Origin of the sequence: Pseudomonas sp. BP8 (genome assembly GCF_017875955.1) — a bacterium.
Lineage (GTDB): Bacteria > Pseudomonadota > Gammaproteobacteria > Pseudomonadales > Pseudomonadaceae > Aquipseudomonas.
This window is the reverse complement of record NZ_JAGINK010000001.1, coordinates 4,904,823-4,920,587: the sequence shown is the minus strand read 5'-3', so window position 1 is coordinate 4,920,587 and position 15,765 is coordinate 4,904,823. Positions and strand designations below refer to the sequence as shown.

The following is a 15,765-nucleotide window of genomic DNA, read 5'->3' as shown; positions in this document are numbered from 1 at the left end:
GGCTGTTGATCTTGATCTTGATCTTGATCTTGCTCTTGATCTTGATCTACCAGCGACTTCAGGAGGCCGAGTGGAGGTCTTGCGCAGGGAGGTGGAGGCCATGGATGGCCGGAAAGCGCTGAGGCCCAGGATGGGCCGTACAGCGCGGTCCTCCCGGAGCAAGACCGGAGCGAGGGAACCCGCAGCGCAGCGAAGGGCCGTATGATGGAGCAAGCGGTTTTTGGTTACTTTTTTCCAAGAAAAAAAGTGACCCGCCGTAAGGGCGGAAGGGGCCAGTGGCACCACCACATCAAATGGATAAGCTCACAACCCCAAACCCCAGCCCAAAAGGCCCCCCCCCCCCCGACAAATAGCGAACCAAGAAAAAGCCCCGCCAGTTCACACTGGCGGGGCTTTTTCATTCAGCCGTTGCAATCAACCGTGATGAGGCTTGTGCTCTTCGGTCGTTTCCAAGGCTTCAGGCGCCGTTGCCTGGGTAGCAGCAGCCTGTGCAGCGGCGGCAGCAGCCTCGGCTTCGCGCTTGCGACGACGCACTTCACGCGGGTCGTTTGGCGCGCGGCCATTGGCGGGCTTCACTGGCGCTGGCTCGGCGGCAACAGGTGCAGCCTCGACAACTTCAGGCTTGGCTTCAGCGACCTCGATAACCTCGGCAGGTTGCTCGACTGCAACGGGTTCGGCGACAGGCGCTTCTACCGGTGCGGCTTCGACAGCCTCGGCTGGCTTCTCGGCTTCACCCGACTCGACCACTGCCGCTTGTTCAACAGTCGCTTCAGCGACAGGCGCTTCAACTACAGGCTGTGGCGCGACCTCGACAACCGGTTCGACGGTCGGCTCAACCACGGCAACCGGCTCGCTGACGGGCTGCTCGACCACGGGGGCGATCGCCACTTCCTCGGCCTGTGCAACCGGTTCGGCTGGCAGGGCGATGACTTCGCCGGTCGCGGCTTCAGGCGCTTCGCTGGTCGCAGCTTCAGCTACTTCAGCTACTTCAGCTACTTCAGCTACTTCAGCTACTTCAGCTACTTCAGCAGAGGCTACTTCAGCCTGCTGATTGGCCTGGGCTTCGGCTTCGGCGCTGATGTTGCTGGTAGCAACAGCGGCAGTCACGGCCAGGCCGGCAGCCAGGTCCGCGCCAAGCTCGCTGGCCTGATGCTGTTGCGGCTGCTGCTCTTCGGTGCCTTCTTCATCACCGTCGATCAGCTCGCCATTGGCATTGCGCTGACGCTCGCGGCGGTTGCTGCGACGACGCTGGCCGCGGGAGCGGCGACGTGGACGTTCGCCATCGGCGCCTTCCAGTTGCTCGTCCTGTTGCAGCTCTTCGTTTGGCAGTTGCTCCTCGGCGATCTCCGCAGCCTGCTCGGCGGCTTCATCGGCTGGGCGCAGCTGGCGCTCTTCACGAGGAGCACGTTCTTCACGAGGCGCACGCTCTTCACGAGGGGCGCGTTCTTCACGTGGCGCTCGCTCTTCGCGAGGGGCGCGTTCTTCACGTGGCGCTCGCTCTTCGCGCGGTGCACGTTCTTCACGAGGTGCACGCTCTTCACGTGGGGCACGTTCTTCACGAGGCGCACGCTCTTCACGTGGGGCGCGTTCTTCGCGAGGCGCACGTTCTTCACGCGAGGCGCGCTCTTCACGAGGCTGACGCTCTTCACGGGCAGCCGGAGCAGCGTCCAGAGGTTCGCGCAGTTCACGTACCGGGCGCTCGTCGCGGTTACCGCGGCGATCCTGGCGCGGTGCACGCTCTTCGCGTGGTGCGCGTTCTTCACGTGGCACACGCTCTTCGCGCGGTTGGCGTTCTTCACGCGGCTCGCGGGCTTCACGTGGCGCGCGCTCGGCACGCTCTTCGCGTGGCTTGCGCTCTTCGTCACGACGACCGTTGCGGTTGCGGCTCTGCTGACGACCGTTACGGCGCTCCTCGTTGCGCTGGGTGCGCTCGGCGGCAGGCTTTTCGGCCGCGGCAGCCGGGGCAGCAACAGGCTCGTCCTTGCCGGCGAACAGGCTGACCAGCGACTTCACCAGGCCCTTGAACAGGCTAGGCTCGGGGATGCTTGGAGCAGGCGCTGGCGGCGCGGCGGCGGCGACAGGCTGCTCTTCAACAGCAGTCGGTACCGGTGCGTTGGTGCGCGGCGGGGCGGTCTTGACCGCAGCTTCCTGGCGAACCAGGGTGCGGGTCGCGGCCTGTTGCGGCGCTTCCTCGGTTTCGGTGGTGGCGATCTCGTAGCTGGACTGGTTGGTCAGCACGTCCGGGTTGTCGTCGCGCAGGCGCTGGACTTCGAAGTGCGGGGTTTCCAGGTGATCGTTCGGCAGGATGATGATGCGCGCGCGGGTACGCATTTCGATCTTGGTGATCGAGTTGCGCTTCTCGTTGAGCAGGAACGCAGCAACCGGGATCGGCACCTGGGCGCGTACCTCGGCGGTACGGTCCTTGAGGGCTTCTTCCTCGATCAGGCGCAGGATCGCCAGCGACAGCGACTCGACGTCACGGATGATACCGGTGCCGGAGCAGCGCGGGCAGACGATGCCGCTGCTTTCGCCCAGCGACGGACGCAGGCGCTGGCGCGACATCTCCAGCAGGCCGAAGCGCGAGATGCGGCCAACCTGGACGCGGGCGCGGTCGGCTTCGAGGGCCTCACGCACACGCTCTTCGACGGCGCGTTGGTTCTTCGCCGGGGTCATGTCGATGAAGTCGATGACGATCAGGCCGCCGATGTCCCGCAGGCGCAGCTGGCGGGCGATTTCTTCAGCCGCTTCCAGGTTGGTCTGCAGGGCGGTTTCTTCGATGTCGCTGCCTTTGGTGGCGCGCGCCGAGTTGATGTCGATGGACACCAGGGCCTCGGTCGGGTCGATCACGATCGAGCCGCCGGAAGGCAGTTCGACCACGCGCTGGAAGGCGGTCTCGATCTGGCTTTCGATCTGGAAACGGTTGAACAGCGGCACGCTGTCTTCGTACAGCTTGACCTTGCTGGCGTACTGCGGCATCACCTGGCGGATGAAGGTCAGGGCTTCTTCCTGGGCCTCGATGCTGTCGATCAGCACTTCGCCGATGTCCTGGCGCAGGTAGTCGCGGATCGCGCGGATGATGACGTTGCTTTCCTGGTAGATCAGGAACGGCGCGGTGCGGTCCAGGGACGCTTCCTTGATGGCGGTCCACAGCTGCAGCAGGTAGTCGAGGTCCCACTGCATCTCTTCGCTGCTGCGGCCAAGGCCTGCGGTGCGAACGATCAGGCCCATGTCAGCCGGAACGGTAAGGCCGTTGAGGGCTTCGCGCAGTTCGTTGCGCTCTTCGCCTTCGATGCGACGGGAAATGCCACCGGCACGCGGGTTGTTCGGCATCAGGACCAGGTAGCGGCCAGCCAGGCTGATGAAGGTGGTGAGGGCGGCGCCTTTGTTGCCGCGCTCTTCCTTCTCGACCTGGACGATGACTTCCTGGCCTTCGCTGAGCACTTCCTTGATGTTGACGCGGCCTTCTGGGGCCTTCTTGAAGTACTCGCGGGAGATTTCCTTCAGCGGCAGGAAGCCGTGACGGTCGGAGCCGAAGTCGACGAAGGCGGCTTCGAGGCTGGGCTCGATCCGGGTGATCTTGCCTTTGTAGATGTTGGCCTTTTTCTGCTCACGGGCGCCGGATTCGATATCCAGGTCGTAGAGGCGTTGGCCATCCACCAGGGCTACACGCAACTCTTCGGGTTGAGTTGCGTTAATCAGCATTCTTTTCATGTTGTACCGTCGGTTTCCGGGCTGCCGGAAACGGCGTTCGGCACACACGACGTCTCAAGGTCGGTGCCAAGGTGCGCAAAGGGTAGCGAGCCACCCCCGTGTCGACGACGTTCGGCACCAGCCGGTTGCCCAGCCTGCCGTGATCGCGACGACGCGTCCTGTTTTGCGGTGCACAACCACCTGGGGTATCCGAATCAACCGAATCGACCTTGCAGAGCTTGTGCACTCCGTTCAGGAGGAGGAATCAACCGTCAGCCGTGGACGCCAATGAGGCATCTGTACAGGACCTTATCCGCTCGCCGCCCAGTACTTGGGCCGGTGGCCGGACGCGGTGCTACACGGTCCGAGGGGCTGTGCGTCTCCACCCTGCACGTATCCCTGATAATTCGGGTGCTGCCGCGCGCTGAATCCGCAACGGGTTGCATTTTTCGCCAGCTTCGATTCGGAAGCTGGCGCCATTCATGTCCAAGGCAGGTATTTCCGAAGCGTTCGCCGGGTGCAGGGAGGAAGCGACGGTGGCGGGGCAGAGGCACTGCGAAAAAGAACAGGAAGGAGGTTAACTACCGCACTTATCGTTTTTTTTCGGTCTTCTCTACACGGCGCTGGTGGCGATTCCAGGTATTTCGGTAAACTGGCGAAAGCCCCGTAGGACGGCCTCGCGTCCTCGAGAATTGCGTTGGTCAGGGGCTGGTGTAGTACCAGGTGTCGCTGGCCTACCGCTTTTGGCGGCGTTCGCGACTATAGCAGTAATGATTAAGTGCTTCAATTCCATAAAAAATTGTTATGATCCCGCCATGACGACCAATACCCCTCCGACTTCCGGCGTTCAGCTGATCGAAGTCGCGCCGGAGCTTGCCGGCCAACGCATCGACAATTTCCTGATCACGGCCCTCAAGGGCGTGCCCAAGACCCTGGTCTACCGCATCCTGCGCAAGGGTGAGGTGCGGGTCAACAAAGGGCGGGTCAAGCCTGAGTACAAGATCCAGGCCGGCGATATCGTCCGGGTGCCGCCGGTGCGGCTGCCCGAGCGCGACGAACCGGTGCCGGTGGCGCAGGCGCTGCTGCAGCGTCTCGAAGCCGCGATTGTCTACGAAGACAAGGCTCTGATCGTGCTCAACAAGCCTGCCGGCATTGCTGTGCACGGCGGCAGTGGCCTGAGCTTCGGTGTCATCGAGGCGCTGCGTCAGCTGCGCCCGGATGCCAAGGAGCTCGAGCTGGTGCATCGCCTCGATCGGGATACGTCCGGTCTGTTGATGATCGCCAAGAAGCGCAGCATGTTGCGTCACCTGCACGCCGCCCTGCGCGGTGACGGGGTCGACAAGCGTTACATGGCGCTGGTGCGCGGCCACTGGCCGACCGCAAAGAAGCAGGTCAATGCGCCGTTGCAGAAGAGCAACCTGCGTTCTGGCGAGCGCATGGTCGAGGTCAACGATGAGGGCAAGGAGGCGCTGACGATGTTCCGCGTGCTGCGCCGCTTCGGTGAGTTTGCGACCATGGTCGAGGCACGTCCCATCACTGGCCGTACTCACCAGATTCGCGTCCATACCTTGCATGCCGGGCACATGATCGCCGGTGACAGCAAGTATGGCGACGAAGACTTCTCCCGCGAGATCCGCGACCTGGGCGGCAAGCGGCTGTTCCTGCATGCCTATGCGCTGACCGTGCCGTTGCCGGATGGCGGTGAGCTGAAGATCGAAGCGCCGGTTGACGAAATGTGGGCCAAGACCGTGGAGCGCTTGAGTGCGACCTGAGTGTTCATGAAAAACAACTACCAACTGCTGATTTTCGATTGGGATGGCACGCTGGCTGACTCGATCGGGCGGATCGTCCAGGCGATGAATGTCGCCGCCGAGCGCGCTGGCGAGGCGCCGAGCGAGGAGGCTGCGGTCAAGGGGATCATCGGCCTGGCGCTGGCTGAGGCTATATCCACGCTATATCCGCACCTCGAGCCGGCCCAGGTTGAAGTCTTCCGTCAGCACTACGCTGATGTCTACACGGCCCTTGATCAGCAGCCTTCGCCACTGTTCGAGGGTGTGCTCGAGTCGCTGGATGCCTTCCGTGCCGAGGGCTATCGCCTGGCGGTAGCGACCGGCAAGGCCCGCCGTGGCCTGGATCGGGTGCTCAAGGCCAATGGTTGGGAAGGCTTCTTCGATATCACTCGGGCTGCCGATGAGACCCGCGGCAAGCCGCACCCGCTGATGCTTGAAGAGATCCTCGCCCATTGTCAGGTCGAACCTGGCCAGGCGCTGATGGTCGGAGACTCTGCGTTCGATCTGCAGATGGCCAATAACGCGGGCATGCATTCGGTGGCGGTCGGTTATGGCGCGATGTCGCTGCAAGCGCTGGCCGAGTTCGGTCCGCAACTGTGCATCGATCATTTTTCCCAGCTGCGCGAGTGGCTGTCAGGTTCGGCGCAAATTCAAATTCCAAGGTAGGTAAGCATGGCTGACGAGTGGAAGGCACCCGAGACCGAAGTTGTCGACGGTGAGGAACGCAAGAGCTGGAAGCTGCTGGAAAAGACCCTTCTGGCCGGTGTCCAGGAGCAGCGTCGGGCGCGGCGCTGGGGGATCTTCTTCAAGCTGCTGACCTTTGTTTACCTGTTTGGCATCTTGTTTCTGTTCTCGCCGCTGATGAGCATGGACAACGCCGCTTCGCGCAGTGCCAGTCATACGGCGCTGGTCGAAGTGCGCGGGGTGATTGCCGATCAGGAGGCCGCCAGCGCCGACAACATCGTCAAGAGCCTGCGTGACGCCTTCAAGGACGCCAAGACCAAAGCGGTGGTGATGCGCATCAACAGCCCGGGTGGCAGTCCGGTGCAGGCCGGTTACGTGTATGACGAGATCCGCCGCCTGCGTGCCGAGTATCCGCAGATCAAGCTGTACGCGGTAATCACTGACCTGGGTGCATCTGGCGCCTACTACATTGCCAGTGCCGCAGATGAGATCTATGCCGACAAGGCCAGCCTGGTCGGTTCGATTGGGGTTACGGCAGCGGGTTATGGTTTCGTCGGTGCGATGGACAAGCTTGGGGTCGAGCGTCGCCTGTATACGGCGGGTGAGCACAAGGCGTTTCTCGATCCTTTCTCGGCGCAAAAGCCTGAAGAGACCGCGTTCTGGCAGGGCGTGCTGAATACCACGCACCAGCAGTTCATCGCCATGGTCAAGCAGGGGCGGGGTGATCGCCTCAAGGACAAAGAGCATCCTGAGCTGTTCAGTGGCTTGATCTGGTCTGGCGAGCAGGCCAAAGCGCTGGGTCTGGTCGATGGGCTGGGCAGTGCCAGTTACGTGGCGCGGGATATCGTTGGCGAGAAAGACCTGGTCGACTTTACCGTTCAGGAGTCGCCGTTTGATCGCTTCTCCAAGCGCATCGGTGCCAGCGTGGCCGAGCATCTGGCCATGTGGATGGGCTTCCAGGGGCCGACCCTGCGCTGATTTGCCGAGCCTCTTCGCGGGGCAGGCCTGCCCCTACGGGATCTGGGGCGCGCCATCGCCCCTCCTACGGGGTCTGGGTTGCGCCATCGGCCGCTCCTGCGGGATCTATGGTACGCCATCGCCCCTGTAGGAGCGGGCTTGCCCCGCGAGGAGGTCAGTACAGTCCCGATCAAAGCCTCAGGGTATCTGCACCCCTTCCTTTAGCAGCATATCCACCAGCCGAATCAGCGGCAGCCCGACCAGACTGGTCGCATCGCAACCGTGCGTACTCTGAAACAGGCTCACCCCCAACCCTTCCGCCTTGAAGCTGCCAGCGCAGTCGAACGGCTGCTCAGCGTGCAGGTAGCGCTCAATCCGCTGCAAGTCCAGTTCACGCATGGCAACGGTGAATGGCACGCAGTCGACTTGGCAGTGCCCTGTGCTGCTGTTGAGCAGTGCCAGACCGGTCAGAAAGGTCACGTGCTGGCCGCTGGCAGCCAATAGCTGTTCGCAGGCGCGCTCGAAGGTATGAGGCTTGCCGAGGATCTGTTCACCGAGCACTGCCACCTGGTCGGAGCCAATGATCAGGTGGTCGGGGTGGCTGACCGCCAAGGCCTCGGCCTTCTGTCGCGCAAGTCGTCTGACCAGCTCGACGGCGGGCTCTTCATTCAGGCGCTGTTCGTCTATATCGGGGCTTGCCGAGGTGAAGGGCAGGCGCAGTCGCGCGAGCAGTTCGCGTCGGTAGGGAGAGCTGGAAGCCAGTAAGAGGGGAAGCATGATAGACTCCTGATCAGATCATCCGATTCTAACATCTCAGATGGGCCCTAATTTCCTTTGACAGGGACGGGGGCCATCCCTAGAATGCTGCCCCTATGTTGAATGACCCGATTCCACCTCACGTTGACCCGCGCAAATTAGCCGATCGTGGCGTAACCCTCCAAGGTTCGCTGCAACTCGCTGATTTGGAAAGACTCTGCGACCCGCTTTCCGACAATGTCGGTACGGTGCAGGCGAAGTTCGATTTTGAACGAGACGAACAGCATGCCGTGGTCATCCACAGTGAGCTGGATGTCGAGGTCAAGATGGTTTGCCAGCGTTGTCTTGAGCTGGTCACCCTACCGATCCATAGCGAGTGTTCTTACGCTGTGGTGAAGGAGGGTGCGAATACCCAGTCGTTGCCGAAAGGCTATGACGTGCTGGAACTGGGCGAAGATCCTTTGGATCTGCAGGCGCTGATCGAGGAGGAGCTTTTGCTCGCCTTGCCCATCGTGCCTGCTCATCATCCGGAAGAATGCCAGCAGCCGGCGGGCGCTGATGAGCCCGAATCGAGCAAGGACGAGGTAACGCGGTCCAACCCGTTCAGTGTCTTGGCGCAGTTAAAGCGTGACCCAAACGTTTAGGAGTTAATCAATTATGGCTGTTCAGCAGAACAAAAAATCCCGCTCTGCCCGTGACATGCGCCGTTCGCACGACGCTCTGTCCGAAAACGCACTGTCGGTAGAAAAAAGCACCGGTGAAATTCACCTGCGCCACCACGTTTCGCCAGAAGGCGTTTACCGTGGTCGTAAAGTGATCGACAAGGGCGCTGACGAGTAAATCTTGTCCGCTCAGATCATCGCGATCGACGCAATGGGCGGGGACTTCGGTCCCCGCAGCATTGTCCAGGCAAGTATCGCTTGCCTCTCGGCTACTCCCTCGCTGCACCTGACCCTCGTCGGTCAACCCTCCCTTCTTGAAGATCTCGTCAGTGGCCTCTCGGCTGCGGATCGCGCGCGCCTGCAGATTGTGCCGGCCAGTGAAGTGGTGGGTATGGACGAGCGGCCTTCCCAGGCGCTGCGCGGCAAGCCCGACTCGTCGATGCGCATCGCTCTCGAACTGGTGCGTGACGGCAAGGCCCACGCCTGCGTGAGTGCCGGCAATACCGGTGCGCTGATGGCGTTGTCGCGCTTCGTGCTGAAGACCCTGCCGGGCATTGATCGGCCGGCCATGGTCGCGGCAATTCCGACCCAGTCAGGCTTCTGTCAGTTGCTCGACCTGGGGGCCAACGTTGATTGCAGTGCCGAGAACCTTTATCAGTTCGCCGTGATGGGCTCGGTCGCTGCCCAGGCGCTGGGCGTCAATCGTCCACGCGTGGCGCTGCTCAACATCGGTACCGAAGACATCAAAGGTAATCAGCAGGTCAAGCTGGCGGCCACGCTGCTGCAGAATGCCCGCGGTTTGAACTATGTTGGCTTCGTCGAAGGTGACGGCTTGTACCGGGGGGAGGCGGATGTAGTGGTATGCGACGGTTTCGTCGGCAATATCCTGCTCAAGTCCAGCGAGGGTCTGGCGACCATGATCAGTGCGCGCATCGAGGCGCTGTTCAAGCGCGGCGTACTGGCGCGGGCGGTCGGTGCCATGGCCATGCCGCTGCTCAAGCGCCTGCAGGCTGACCTGGCGCCCGCCCGGCACAATGGCGCAAGCTTCCTGGGTTTGCAGGGCATCGTGATCAAGAGCCATGGTTCGGCCGGGGTCGAGGGTTTCCAGAGCGCGATTCAGCGAGCGCTGATCGAGATCCAGGAAAACCTCCCCGAGCGCCTGCATGGCCGTCTTGAAGACCTACTCCCTTAGGCATTCTGGCCATGAAGTGCTTAAATGTGACCGCTTGGTTTTCGTTTTCATCCAAGTTTTCAGTTCACGCGTCTAGTCTTGGGCTCGACGCGCTCTTTCCGACGACAAGATCATAAGGGCTTGTTCAATGTCTGCATCCCTCGCATTCGTCTTTCCCGGTCAAGGTTCCCAGTCGCTGGGCATGCTCGCCGAACTCGGCGCAGAGCAGCCGCTGATCATCGAGACCTTCAAGGAAGCTTCCGAGGCTCTGGGTTATGACCTGTGGGCACTGGTTCAGCAAGGTCCGGAAGAACAACTCAATCAGACCGACAAGACCCAGCCGGCGATCCTCACCGCGTCGATCGCGCTGTGGCGCCTGTGGCTGGAGCAGGGTGGCGCACAGCCAGCCTTCGTCGCCGGTCACAGTCTGGGCGAGTACAGCGCGCTGGTTGCCGCTGGCAGCCTGAGCCTGAAAGACGCCGTGCGCCTGGTAGAGCGCCGCGGCCAGTTGATGCAGGAAGCCGTACCGGCCGGCCATGGCGGCATGGCGGCTATCCTTGGTCTGGACGACGCCGTCGTGGTCGAGATCTGCGCCGAAGCGGCTGAGGATCAGGTGGTTAGTGCGGTCAACTTCAATTCCCCGGGCCAGGTAGTCATTGCTGGCAACAAGGCTGCGGTCGACCGCGCCATCGAGCTGTGCAAGGCCAAGGGCGCCAAGCGGGCCCTGCCACTGGCAGTCAGCGTGCCCTCGCATTGCGCCCTGATGAAGCCGGCTGCAGAGCGTTTCGCCGAGGCGGTCAACGCCATCGAGTGGAAGGCGCCGCAGATCCCACTGGTACAGAACGTGTCCGCCGGGATCGCGGCTGACCTGGCGGTGCTCAAGCAGGACCTGCTGGCTCAGCTGTACCAGCCGGTGCGCTGGGTAGAGTGCGTGCAGACCCTGGCCGCCAATGGCGCGGTCAACCTGGTCGAATGCGGCCCGGGCAAGGTCCTGGCTGGCCTGAACAAGCGTTGCGCCGACGGCGTGACCACCTACAACCTCAATACCCCTGACGCCGTCGCCGCCACCCGTGCGGCGCTGGCCTGAATTTGGAGAAGCTTGCATGAGCCTGCAAGGTAAAGTTGCACTGGTCACCGGCGCCAGCCGTGGCATCGGCCAGGCCATCGCCCTCGAGCTGGGCCGCCAGGGCGCTACCGTCATCGGTACCGCCACCTCGGCCTCGGGCGCAGAGCGCATCGCCGCCACCCTGAAAGAGCACGGCATTGCCGGTACCGGCATGGAACTCAACGTGACCAGCGAAGCATCGGTCACTTCCGTTCTGGCCGCCATCCAGGAACAGTTCGGCGCCACCGCGATTCTGGTCAACAACGCTGGTATCACCCGTGACAACCTGATGCTGCGGATGAAAGATGATGAGTGGTTCGACGTGGTCGACACCAACCTCAACAGCCTGTACCGCCTGTCCAAGGGCGTGCTGCGTGGCATGACCAAGGCACGCTGGGGCCGTATCATCAGCATCGGCTCGGTTGTGGGTGCCATGGGCAACGTCGGTCAGGTAAACTACGCCGCTGCCAAGGCCGGCTTGGAAGGCTTCAGCCGCGCCCTGGCGCGTGAAGTGGGTTCGCGCAACATCACCGTCAACTCGGTAACCCCGGGCTTTATCGACACCGATATGACCCGTGAGCTGCCAGAAGCACAGCGTGAAGCGTTGCAGACCCAGATTCCGCTGGGCCGCCTGGGCCAGGCAGAGGAAATCGCGAAAGTGGTGTCCTTCCTGGCATCCGACGGCGCTGCCTATGTCACCGGTGCGACCGTACCGGTGAACGGCGGGATGTACATGTAACACTGCAACTCAATGTGACGGATTGCTTCAAAAAAGAGTCATACTGCGAGCTTAAAATCCGTTATAAAGCTGCAACCAGATTCCGGACAGAGGGTTGAGTGACTGGGTGGAGGGCGCATTACGCTTGAAAAGCAGGTGTCTTCCTATAAACTTGGTCACCGGCCAGCTGCCTGACATATGTCCATTAGGAGTGAAAACTAGGTATGAGCACCATCGAAGAACGCGTCAAGAAAATCGTCGCCGAGCAACTGGGCGTCAAGGAAGAGGAAGTGACCAACGAGAAGTCCTTCGTCGAAGACCTGGGTGCCGATTCGCTTGACACCGTTGAGCTGGTGATGGCTCTGGAAGAGGAATTCGAGACCGAAATCCCTGACGAAGAAGCCGAGAAGATCACTACCGTACAAGCTGCCATCGACTACGTCACCAGCCACCAGGCCTAAGACGTTTGTAGTCGACGCTTCTTGTCGGGAAAAACCGCACTGCCTTTGCTGGCGTGCGGTTTTTTCTTTGCGAGCAGCGTGTAGCGAGAACCAGGAGCCGGTTGCCATTGCCTTTTCAGTCAAGAACGCAATGGCAAAAGACTCTGTTATTAGAAAATGAGGAGAGTGCTGTGTCGCGTAGACGCGTCGTGGTCACCGGTATGGGTATGCTGTCGCCGCTGGGTACTGATGTACCGAGCACCTGGCAGGGCATTCTGGCTGGCCGCAGTGGCATCGGTCCGATCGAGCATACGGACCTGACGGCTTACTCCACCCGTTTTGGCGGCTCGGTGAAGGGCTTCGAGGTCGAGCAGTACCTGTCGGCCAAGGAAGCGCGCAAGCTCGATCTGTTCATTCAGTACGGCCTGGCGGCGGGCTTTCAGGCGGTGCGCAATGCCGGCCTGGAAATCAACGACGCCAACCGCGAACGGGTCGGCGTGGCCATGGGTTCGGGCATTGGTGGCCTGACCAACATCGAGGAAACCAGCCGGACCTTGCATGAGCAAGGGCCGCGGCGCATTTCGCCGTTCTTCGTGCCGGGTTCGATCATCAACATGATCTCCGGTTTCCTGTCGATCCACTTGGGTCTGCAGGGGCCGAACTACGCCATTGCCACGGCCTGTACCACCGGTACTCACTGCATCGGCATGGCCGCGCGCAACATCGTCCACGGCGAAGCCGACGTGATGATCGCCGGCGGCGCCGAGATGGCAGCCTGTGGCCTGGGCATGGGTGGCTTCGGTGCTTCGCGTGCACTGTCCACGCGCAACGATGAACCGGCGCGTGCCAGCCGTCCGTGGGACAAAGGCCGCGATGGCTTTGTGCTCTCCGACGGTGCCGGCGCGCTGGTCCTCGAAGAGCTCGAGCACGCCAAGGCGCGCGGCGCGACCATCTATGCCGAGCTGGTTGGCTTCGGCATGAGCGGCGATGCCTACCACATGACCTCGCCACCCGATAGCGGCGAAGGGGCTGCCCGGTGCATGGCCAACGCCCTGCGTGATGCCGGCATCGCGCCTGAGCAGGTCAGCTACATCAACGCTCACGGCACCTCGACCCCTGCGGGCGATATTGCTGAAGTGGCGGCGATCAAGCGGGTGTTCGGCGAGCACGCCTACAAGTTGGCGGTCAGCTCGACCAAGTCGATGACCGGCCACTTGCTGGGCGCCGCCGGTGCGGTGGAGGCGATCTTCAGCGTCCTGGCGATCAACAGCCAGATGGCGCCGCCGACCATCAACCTCGACGAGCCCGACGAAGGCTGCGACCTGGACTTCGTGCCGCACCACGCCCGCAGCATGCCGATCGATGTGGTGCTGTCCAACTCGTTCGGCTTTGGCGGTACCAACGGTTCGCTGGTGTTCCGCCGGTTCGCCGACTGATGCACAGCTGGATCGATGGCCAGCCCGCGACTGCAGTCAACCTGCACAACCGCGGGCTGGCCTACGGTGATGGTCTGTTCGAGACCATCGCCGTGCGCGACGGCAAGCCCAGCTTGCTCGAGCAGCATCTGCAACGCCTGGGGTCGGGTTGCCAGCGCCTGGCGATCGACGTCGATCTGGCGCTGGTCCGTGATGAGCTGACGCGCTACGCCAGCCAGTTAGGGCAGGGTGTGGCCAAGCTGATCCTGACGCGCGGCGACAGCCAGCGCGGTTATGCGCCGGCTCCGGGCGCGGCGCCGCGGCGCATTCTGCAGGGCGGCCCGCTGCCTGCCTATCCTGCCGCTCACAGCGAACACGGCGTACGCGTGTTTGCCTGCCAGACCCGTCTGGCGGAACAACCGCTGTTGGCTGGCCTCAAACATCTCAATCGCCTCGAGCAGGTGTTGGCGCGTGCCGAATGGCAGGACGCCGAGCATGCCGAGGGGCTGATGCGCGATAGCCAAGGGCGACTGATCGAAGGCGTCTACAGCAATCTGTTTCTGCTGCGCGATGGCCAGTTGCTGACAGCCGATCTCAGCCGTTGCGGGGTCGCCGGGGTCATGCGTGCTGCATTGCTCGAGCAGGCGCCCGCGCTGGGTATTGCGGTGCAGGTCAGGGACCTGGCGCTGATCGACCTGGAGCAGGCCGACGAAGTCTTCCTTTGCAACAGCGTGTATGGAATTTGGCCCGTGCGCGAGTGCCCTGCGCACACGCTGAACTGGCCGTTGGGGCCGCTCACCCGTAAACTGCAGGCCGTTGCCCGTACGTTACTGGATACCTGATTCGTGAGACGCAAATTCCTGCTGCTGCTGGAAATGGGCCTGATCATTGCTGGTCTGGCATTGGGCTGGTCGGCCTGGAAGGTCCATTCGGTCCTGGAGCAGCCACTGCACGTCGAGCAAGAACGCATGCTCGATGTGCCCAACGGCACCAATCCCAATCGCATGTTCTATCGCATGGAGAAGGAGGGGCTGCTCGACGACGCCTTCTGGCTGCGCCTTTACTGGCGCTTCAATATGGCTGGTACACCGTTGCATACCGGTGAATATCGCCTGACGCCCGGCATGACCGTGGAGCAGCTGTTCGATGCCTGGCGCCGTGGCGATGTGGTGCAGTACACCATCACCCTGGTCGAGGGCTGGAATTTCCGCCAGGTGCGTGCAGCCGTCGCCAGGCATGAAAAGATCAAACAGACCATTGATGGTTTGTCAGACAGCGAGGTGATGGACAAGCTCGGTCATACCGGCGTGTTCCCTGAGGGCCGCTTCTTCCCAGACACCTACCGTTTCGTGCGCGGCATGAGCGATGTCGAGTTGCTCCAGCAGGCCTACATGCGCCTGGAAGAAGTGCTGGCCAAGGAATGGGCCCAGCGGGTCACCGACTTGCCCTACCGCGACCCTTACCAGGCGTTGATCATGGCCTCGCTGGTCGAGAAAGAGACCGGCATACCGCAGGAGCGCGGGCAGATCGCCGGGGTGTTCGTGCGCCGCTTGCGCCTGGGCATGATGCTGCAGACCGACCCCACCGTGATCTATGGCATGGGTGAGCGCTACAACGGCCGCATCACCCGGGCTGACTTGCGTGAGCCGACGCCGTATAACACCTACACCATCAGTGGTCTGCCGCCGACGCCGATCGCCATGGTCGGGCGCGAGGCGATCCATGCCGCGCTTAATCCAGCCAACGGCACCAGCCTGTACTTCGTTGCCCGCGGCGATGGCAGTCATGTGTTCTCCGACGACCTCGACGATCATAATTCGGCGGTGCGCGAGTACCAGCTCAAGCGCCGTACCGACTACCGTTCGAGCCCTGCACCGCAGGCGCCAGCGGGTGCGCCGGAGCAGTCAGCGCCCGACCAGCCGCCGGCCGACAACAGCGTGGCACCGTCCGAGAGCAGCGAGCAGCCCGCCACCGAGCCTGCGCCGCAAAGCCAGACCCCTGCCATTGAATCCGCCCCGGCCGAAGCGCCGGCGCCTGATCAACCGAATTAAGGACTGCCCGTGAGCGGCTTGTTTATTACCCTGGAAGGCCCCGAAGGCGCGGGCAAGAGCACCAATCGCGAATACTTGGCGCAGCGCCTGCGTGAGCAGGGTCTGGATCTGGTCCTGACCCGTGAGCCGGGTGGTACGCCTTTGGCTGAGCAGATCCGCGAGTTGCTCCTCGCCCCAAGCGATGAGCGCATGGCTGCCGATACGGAGCTGCTATTGATGTTCGCCGCCCGCGCCCAGCATTTGTCCGAGGTCATTCGCCCCGCTTTGGCCCGTGGCGCGGTGGTATTGTGCGACCGTTTCACCGATGCCTTAGTTTCGGTTGGTGG

At 62.4% G+C, this 15,765-nt stretch carries 14 protein-coding genes and 1 pseudogene; 13 read left to right on the top strand and 2 right to left on the bottom strand.

Annotation, left to right across the window (positions count from 1 at the left end):
- Positions 1-414 precede the first annotated feature (414 nt).
- Positions 415-3,711: a ribonuclease E gene (gene rne / locus J3B00_RS21565; protein ID WP_209871639.1), complete on the bottom strand. Its 3,297-nt coding sequence runs from the start codon at positions 3,709-3,711 to the stop codon at positions 415-417.
- Between the two features lie 794 nt (positions 3,712-4,505).
- On the opposite strand from rne, the gene rluC reads away from it, so the two are divergent.
- The 3 genes from rluC to J3B00_RS21550 are packed head-to-tail and all read left to right on the top strand — an operon-like array spanning position 4,506 to position 7,142.
- Positions 4,506-5,462 carry a 23S rRNA pseudouridine(955/2504/2580) synthase RluC gene (gene rluC, locus J3B00_RS21560; RefSeq protein ID WP_209871636.1) on the top strand — a complete coding sequence of 319 codons (957 nt, stop codon included), beginning with the start codon at positions 4,506-4,508 and terminating at the stop codon, positions 5,460-5,462.
- Between the two features lie 6 nt (positions 5,463-5,468).
- On the top strand, positions 5,469-6,146 hold the full coding sequence (locus J3B00_RS21555; RefSeq protein WP_209871633.1) for an HAD family hydrolase: 678 nt from the start codon (positions 5,469-5,471) through the stop codon (positions 6,144-6,146).
- 6 nt (positions 6,147-6,152) lie between these two features.
- Positions 6,153-7,142 (top strand): S49 family peptidase, encoded by a 990-nt coding sequence (locus tag J3B00_RS21550; protein WP_209871630.1) that lies wholly within the window; start codon positions 6,153-6,155, stop codon positions 7,140-7,142.
- Between the two features lie 177 nt (positions 7,143-7,319).
- Here J3B00_RS21550 and J3B00_RS21545 read toward each other — a convergent pair whose 3' ends face one another.
- Positions 7,320-7,898 carry a nucleoside triphosphate pyrophosphatase gene (locus tag J3B00_RS21545; protein WP_209871627.1) on the bottom strand — a complete coding sequence of 193 codons (579 nt, stop codon included), beginning with the start codon at positions 7,896-7,898 and terminating at the stop codon, positions 7,320-7,322.
- 95 nt (positions 7,899-7,993) lie between these two features.
- Between J3B00_RS21545 and J3B00_RS21540 the strand changes: the two genes are divergently transcribed.
- The 10 genes and pseudogenes from J3B00_RS21540 to tmk form a co-directional block, all read left to right on the top strand.
- The gene (locus J3B00_RS21540) at positions 7,994-8,521 is read left to right on the top strand and encodes a YceD family protein (protein ID WP_119144693.1); all 528 of its coding nucleotides are present in this window, start codon (positions 7,994-7,996) and stop codon (positions 8,519-8,521) included.
- A 13-nt stretch (positions 8,522-8,534) separates the two neighbouring features.
- The gene (gene rpmF, locus J3B00_RS21535) at positions 8,535-8,717 is read left to right on the top strand and encodes a 50S ribosomal protein L32 (RefSeq protein WP_119144691.1); all 183 of its coding nucleotides are present in this window, start codon (positions 8,535-8,537) and stop codon (positions 8,715-8,717) included.
- Between the two features lie 3 nt (positions 8,718-8,720).
- Positions 8,721-9,731, top strand: coding sequence for a phosphate acyltransferase PlsX (plsX, locus tag J3B00_RS21530; RefSeq protein ID WP_209871625.1), 1,011 nt, complete (start codon positions 8,721-8,723; stop codon positions 9,729-9,731).
- A 127-nt stretch (positions 9,732-9,858) separates the two neighbouring features.
- Positions 9,859-10,797, top strand: coding sequence for an ACP S-malonyltransferase (fabD, locus tag J3B00_RS21525; RefSeq protein WP_209871623.1), 939 nt, complete (start codon positions 9,859-9,861; stop codon positions 10,795-10,797).
- Between the two features lie 16 nt (positions 10,798-10,813).
- Complete coding sequence (gene fabG / locus J3B00_RS21520) at positions 10,814-11,554, top strand: 3-oxoacyl-ACP reductase FabG (RefSeq protein WP_209871621.1); 741 nt, start codon at positions 10,814-10,816, stop codon at positions 11,552-11,554.
- 203 nt (positions 11,555-11,757) lie between these two features.
- Positions 11,758-11,994, top strand: coding sequence for an acyl carrier protein (acpP, locus tag J3B00_RS21515; RefSeq protein ID WP_209871619.1), 237 nt, complete (start codon positions 11,758-11,760; stop codon positions 11,992-11,994).
- Between the two features lie 170 nt (positions 11,995-12,164).
- The gene (gene fabF, locus J3B00_RS21510) at positions 12,165-13,409 is read left to right on the top strand and encodes a beta-ketoacyl-ACP synthase II (protein ID WP_209871615.1); all 1,245 of its coding nucleotides are present in this window, start codon (positions 12,165-12,167) and stop codon (positions 13,407-13,409) included.
- Positions 13,409-14,230 (top strand): aminodeoxychorismate lyase, encoded by an 822-nt coding sequence (gene pabC, locus J3B00_RS21505; protein WP_209871612.1) that lies wholly within the window; start codon positions 13,409-13,411, stop codon positions 14,228-14,230. Before fabF ends, pabC begins: the two co-directional genes overlap by 1 nt.
- Positions 14,231-14,233: 3 nt before the next feature.
- Positions 14,234-15,439, top strand: a complete 1,206-nt coding sequence (mltG, locus tag J3B00_RS21500; protein ID WP_209871610.1) for an endolytic transglycosylase MltG — start codon at positions 14,234-14,236, stop codon at positions 15,437-15,439.
- A 9-nt stretch (positions 15,440-15,448) separates the two neighbouring features.
- Positions 15,449-15,748, top strand: a pseudogene (tmk, locus tag J3B00_RS21495) (dTMP kinase); the annotation flags it as partial.
- Between the last annotated feature and the right edge of the window lie 17 nt (positions 15,749-15,765).

What these genes read in the sequence shown, in the direction of transcription:
- rne (WP_209871639.1), bottom strand. Translation starts at nt 3,711, where the DNA reads ATGAAAAGAATGCTGATTAACGCAACTCAACCCGAAGAGTTGCGTGTA.
- rluC (WP_209871636.1), top strand. Translation starts at nt 4,506, where the DNA reads ATGACGACCAATACCCCTCCGACTTCCGGCGTTCAGCTGATCGAAGTC.
- J3B00_RS21555 (WP_209871633.1), top strand. Translation starts at nt 5,469, where the DNA reads ATGAAAAACAACTACCAACTGCTGATTTTCGATTGGGATGGCACGCTG.
- J3B00_RS21550 (WP_209871630.1), top strand. Translation starts at nt 6,153, where the DNA reads ATGGCTGACGAGTGGAAGGCACCCGAGACCGAAGTTGTCGACGGTGAG.
- J3B00_RS21545 (WP_209871627.1), bottom strand. Translation starts at nt 7,898, where the DNA reads ATGCTTCCCCTCTTACTGGCTTCCAGCTCTCCCTACCGACGCGAACTG.
- J3B00_RS21540 (WP_119144693.1), top strand. Translation starts at nt 7,994, where the DNA reads ATGTTGAATGACCCGATTCCACCTCACGTTGACCCGCGCAAATTAGCC.
- rpmF (WP_119144691.1), top strand. Translation starts at nt 8,535, where the DNA reads ATGGCTGTTCAGCAGAACAAAAAATCCCGCTCTGCCCGTGACATGCGC.
- fabD (WP_209871623.1), top strand. Translation starts at nt 9,859, where the DNA reads ATGTCTGCATCCCTCGCATTCGTCTTTCCCGGTCAAGGTTCCCAGTCG.
- fabG (WP_209871621.1), top strand. Translation starts at nt 10,814, where the DNA reads ATGAGCCTGCAAGGTAAAGTTGCACTGGTCACCGGCGCCAGCCGTGGC.
- acpP (WP_209871619.1), top strand. Translation starts at nt 11,758, where the DNA reads ATGAGCACCATCGAAGAACGCGTCAAGAAAATCGTCGCCGAGCAACTG.
- pabC (WP_209871612.1), top strand. Translation starts at nt 13,409, where the DNA reads ATGCACAGCTGGATCGATGGCCAGCCCGCGACTGCAGTCAACCTGCAC.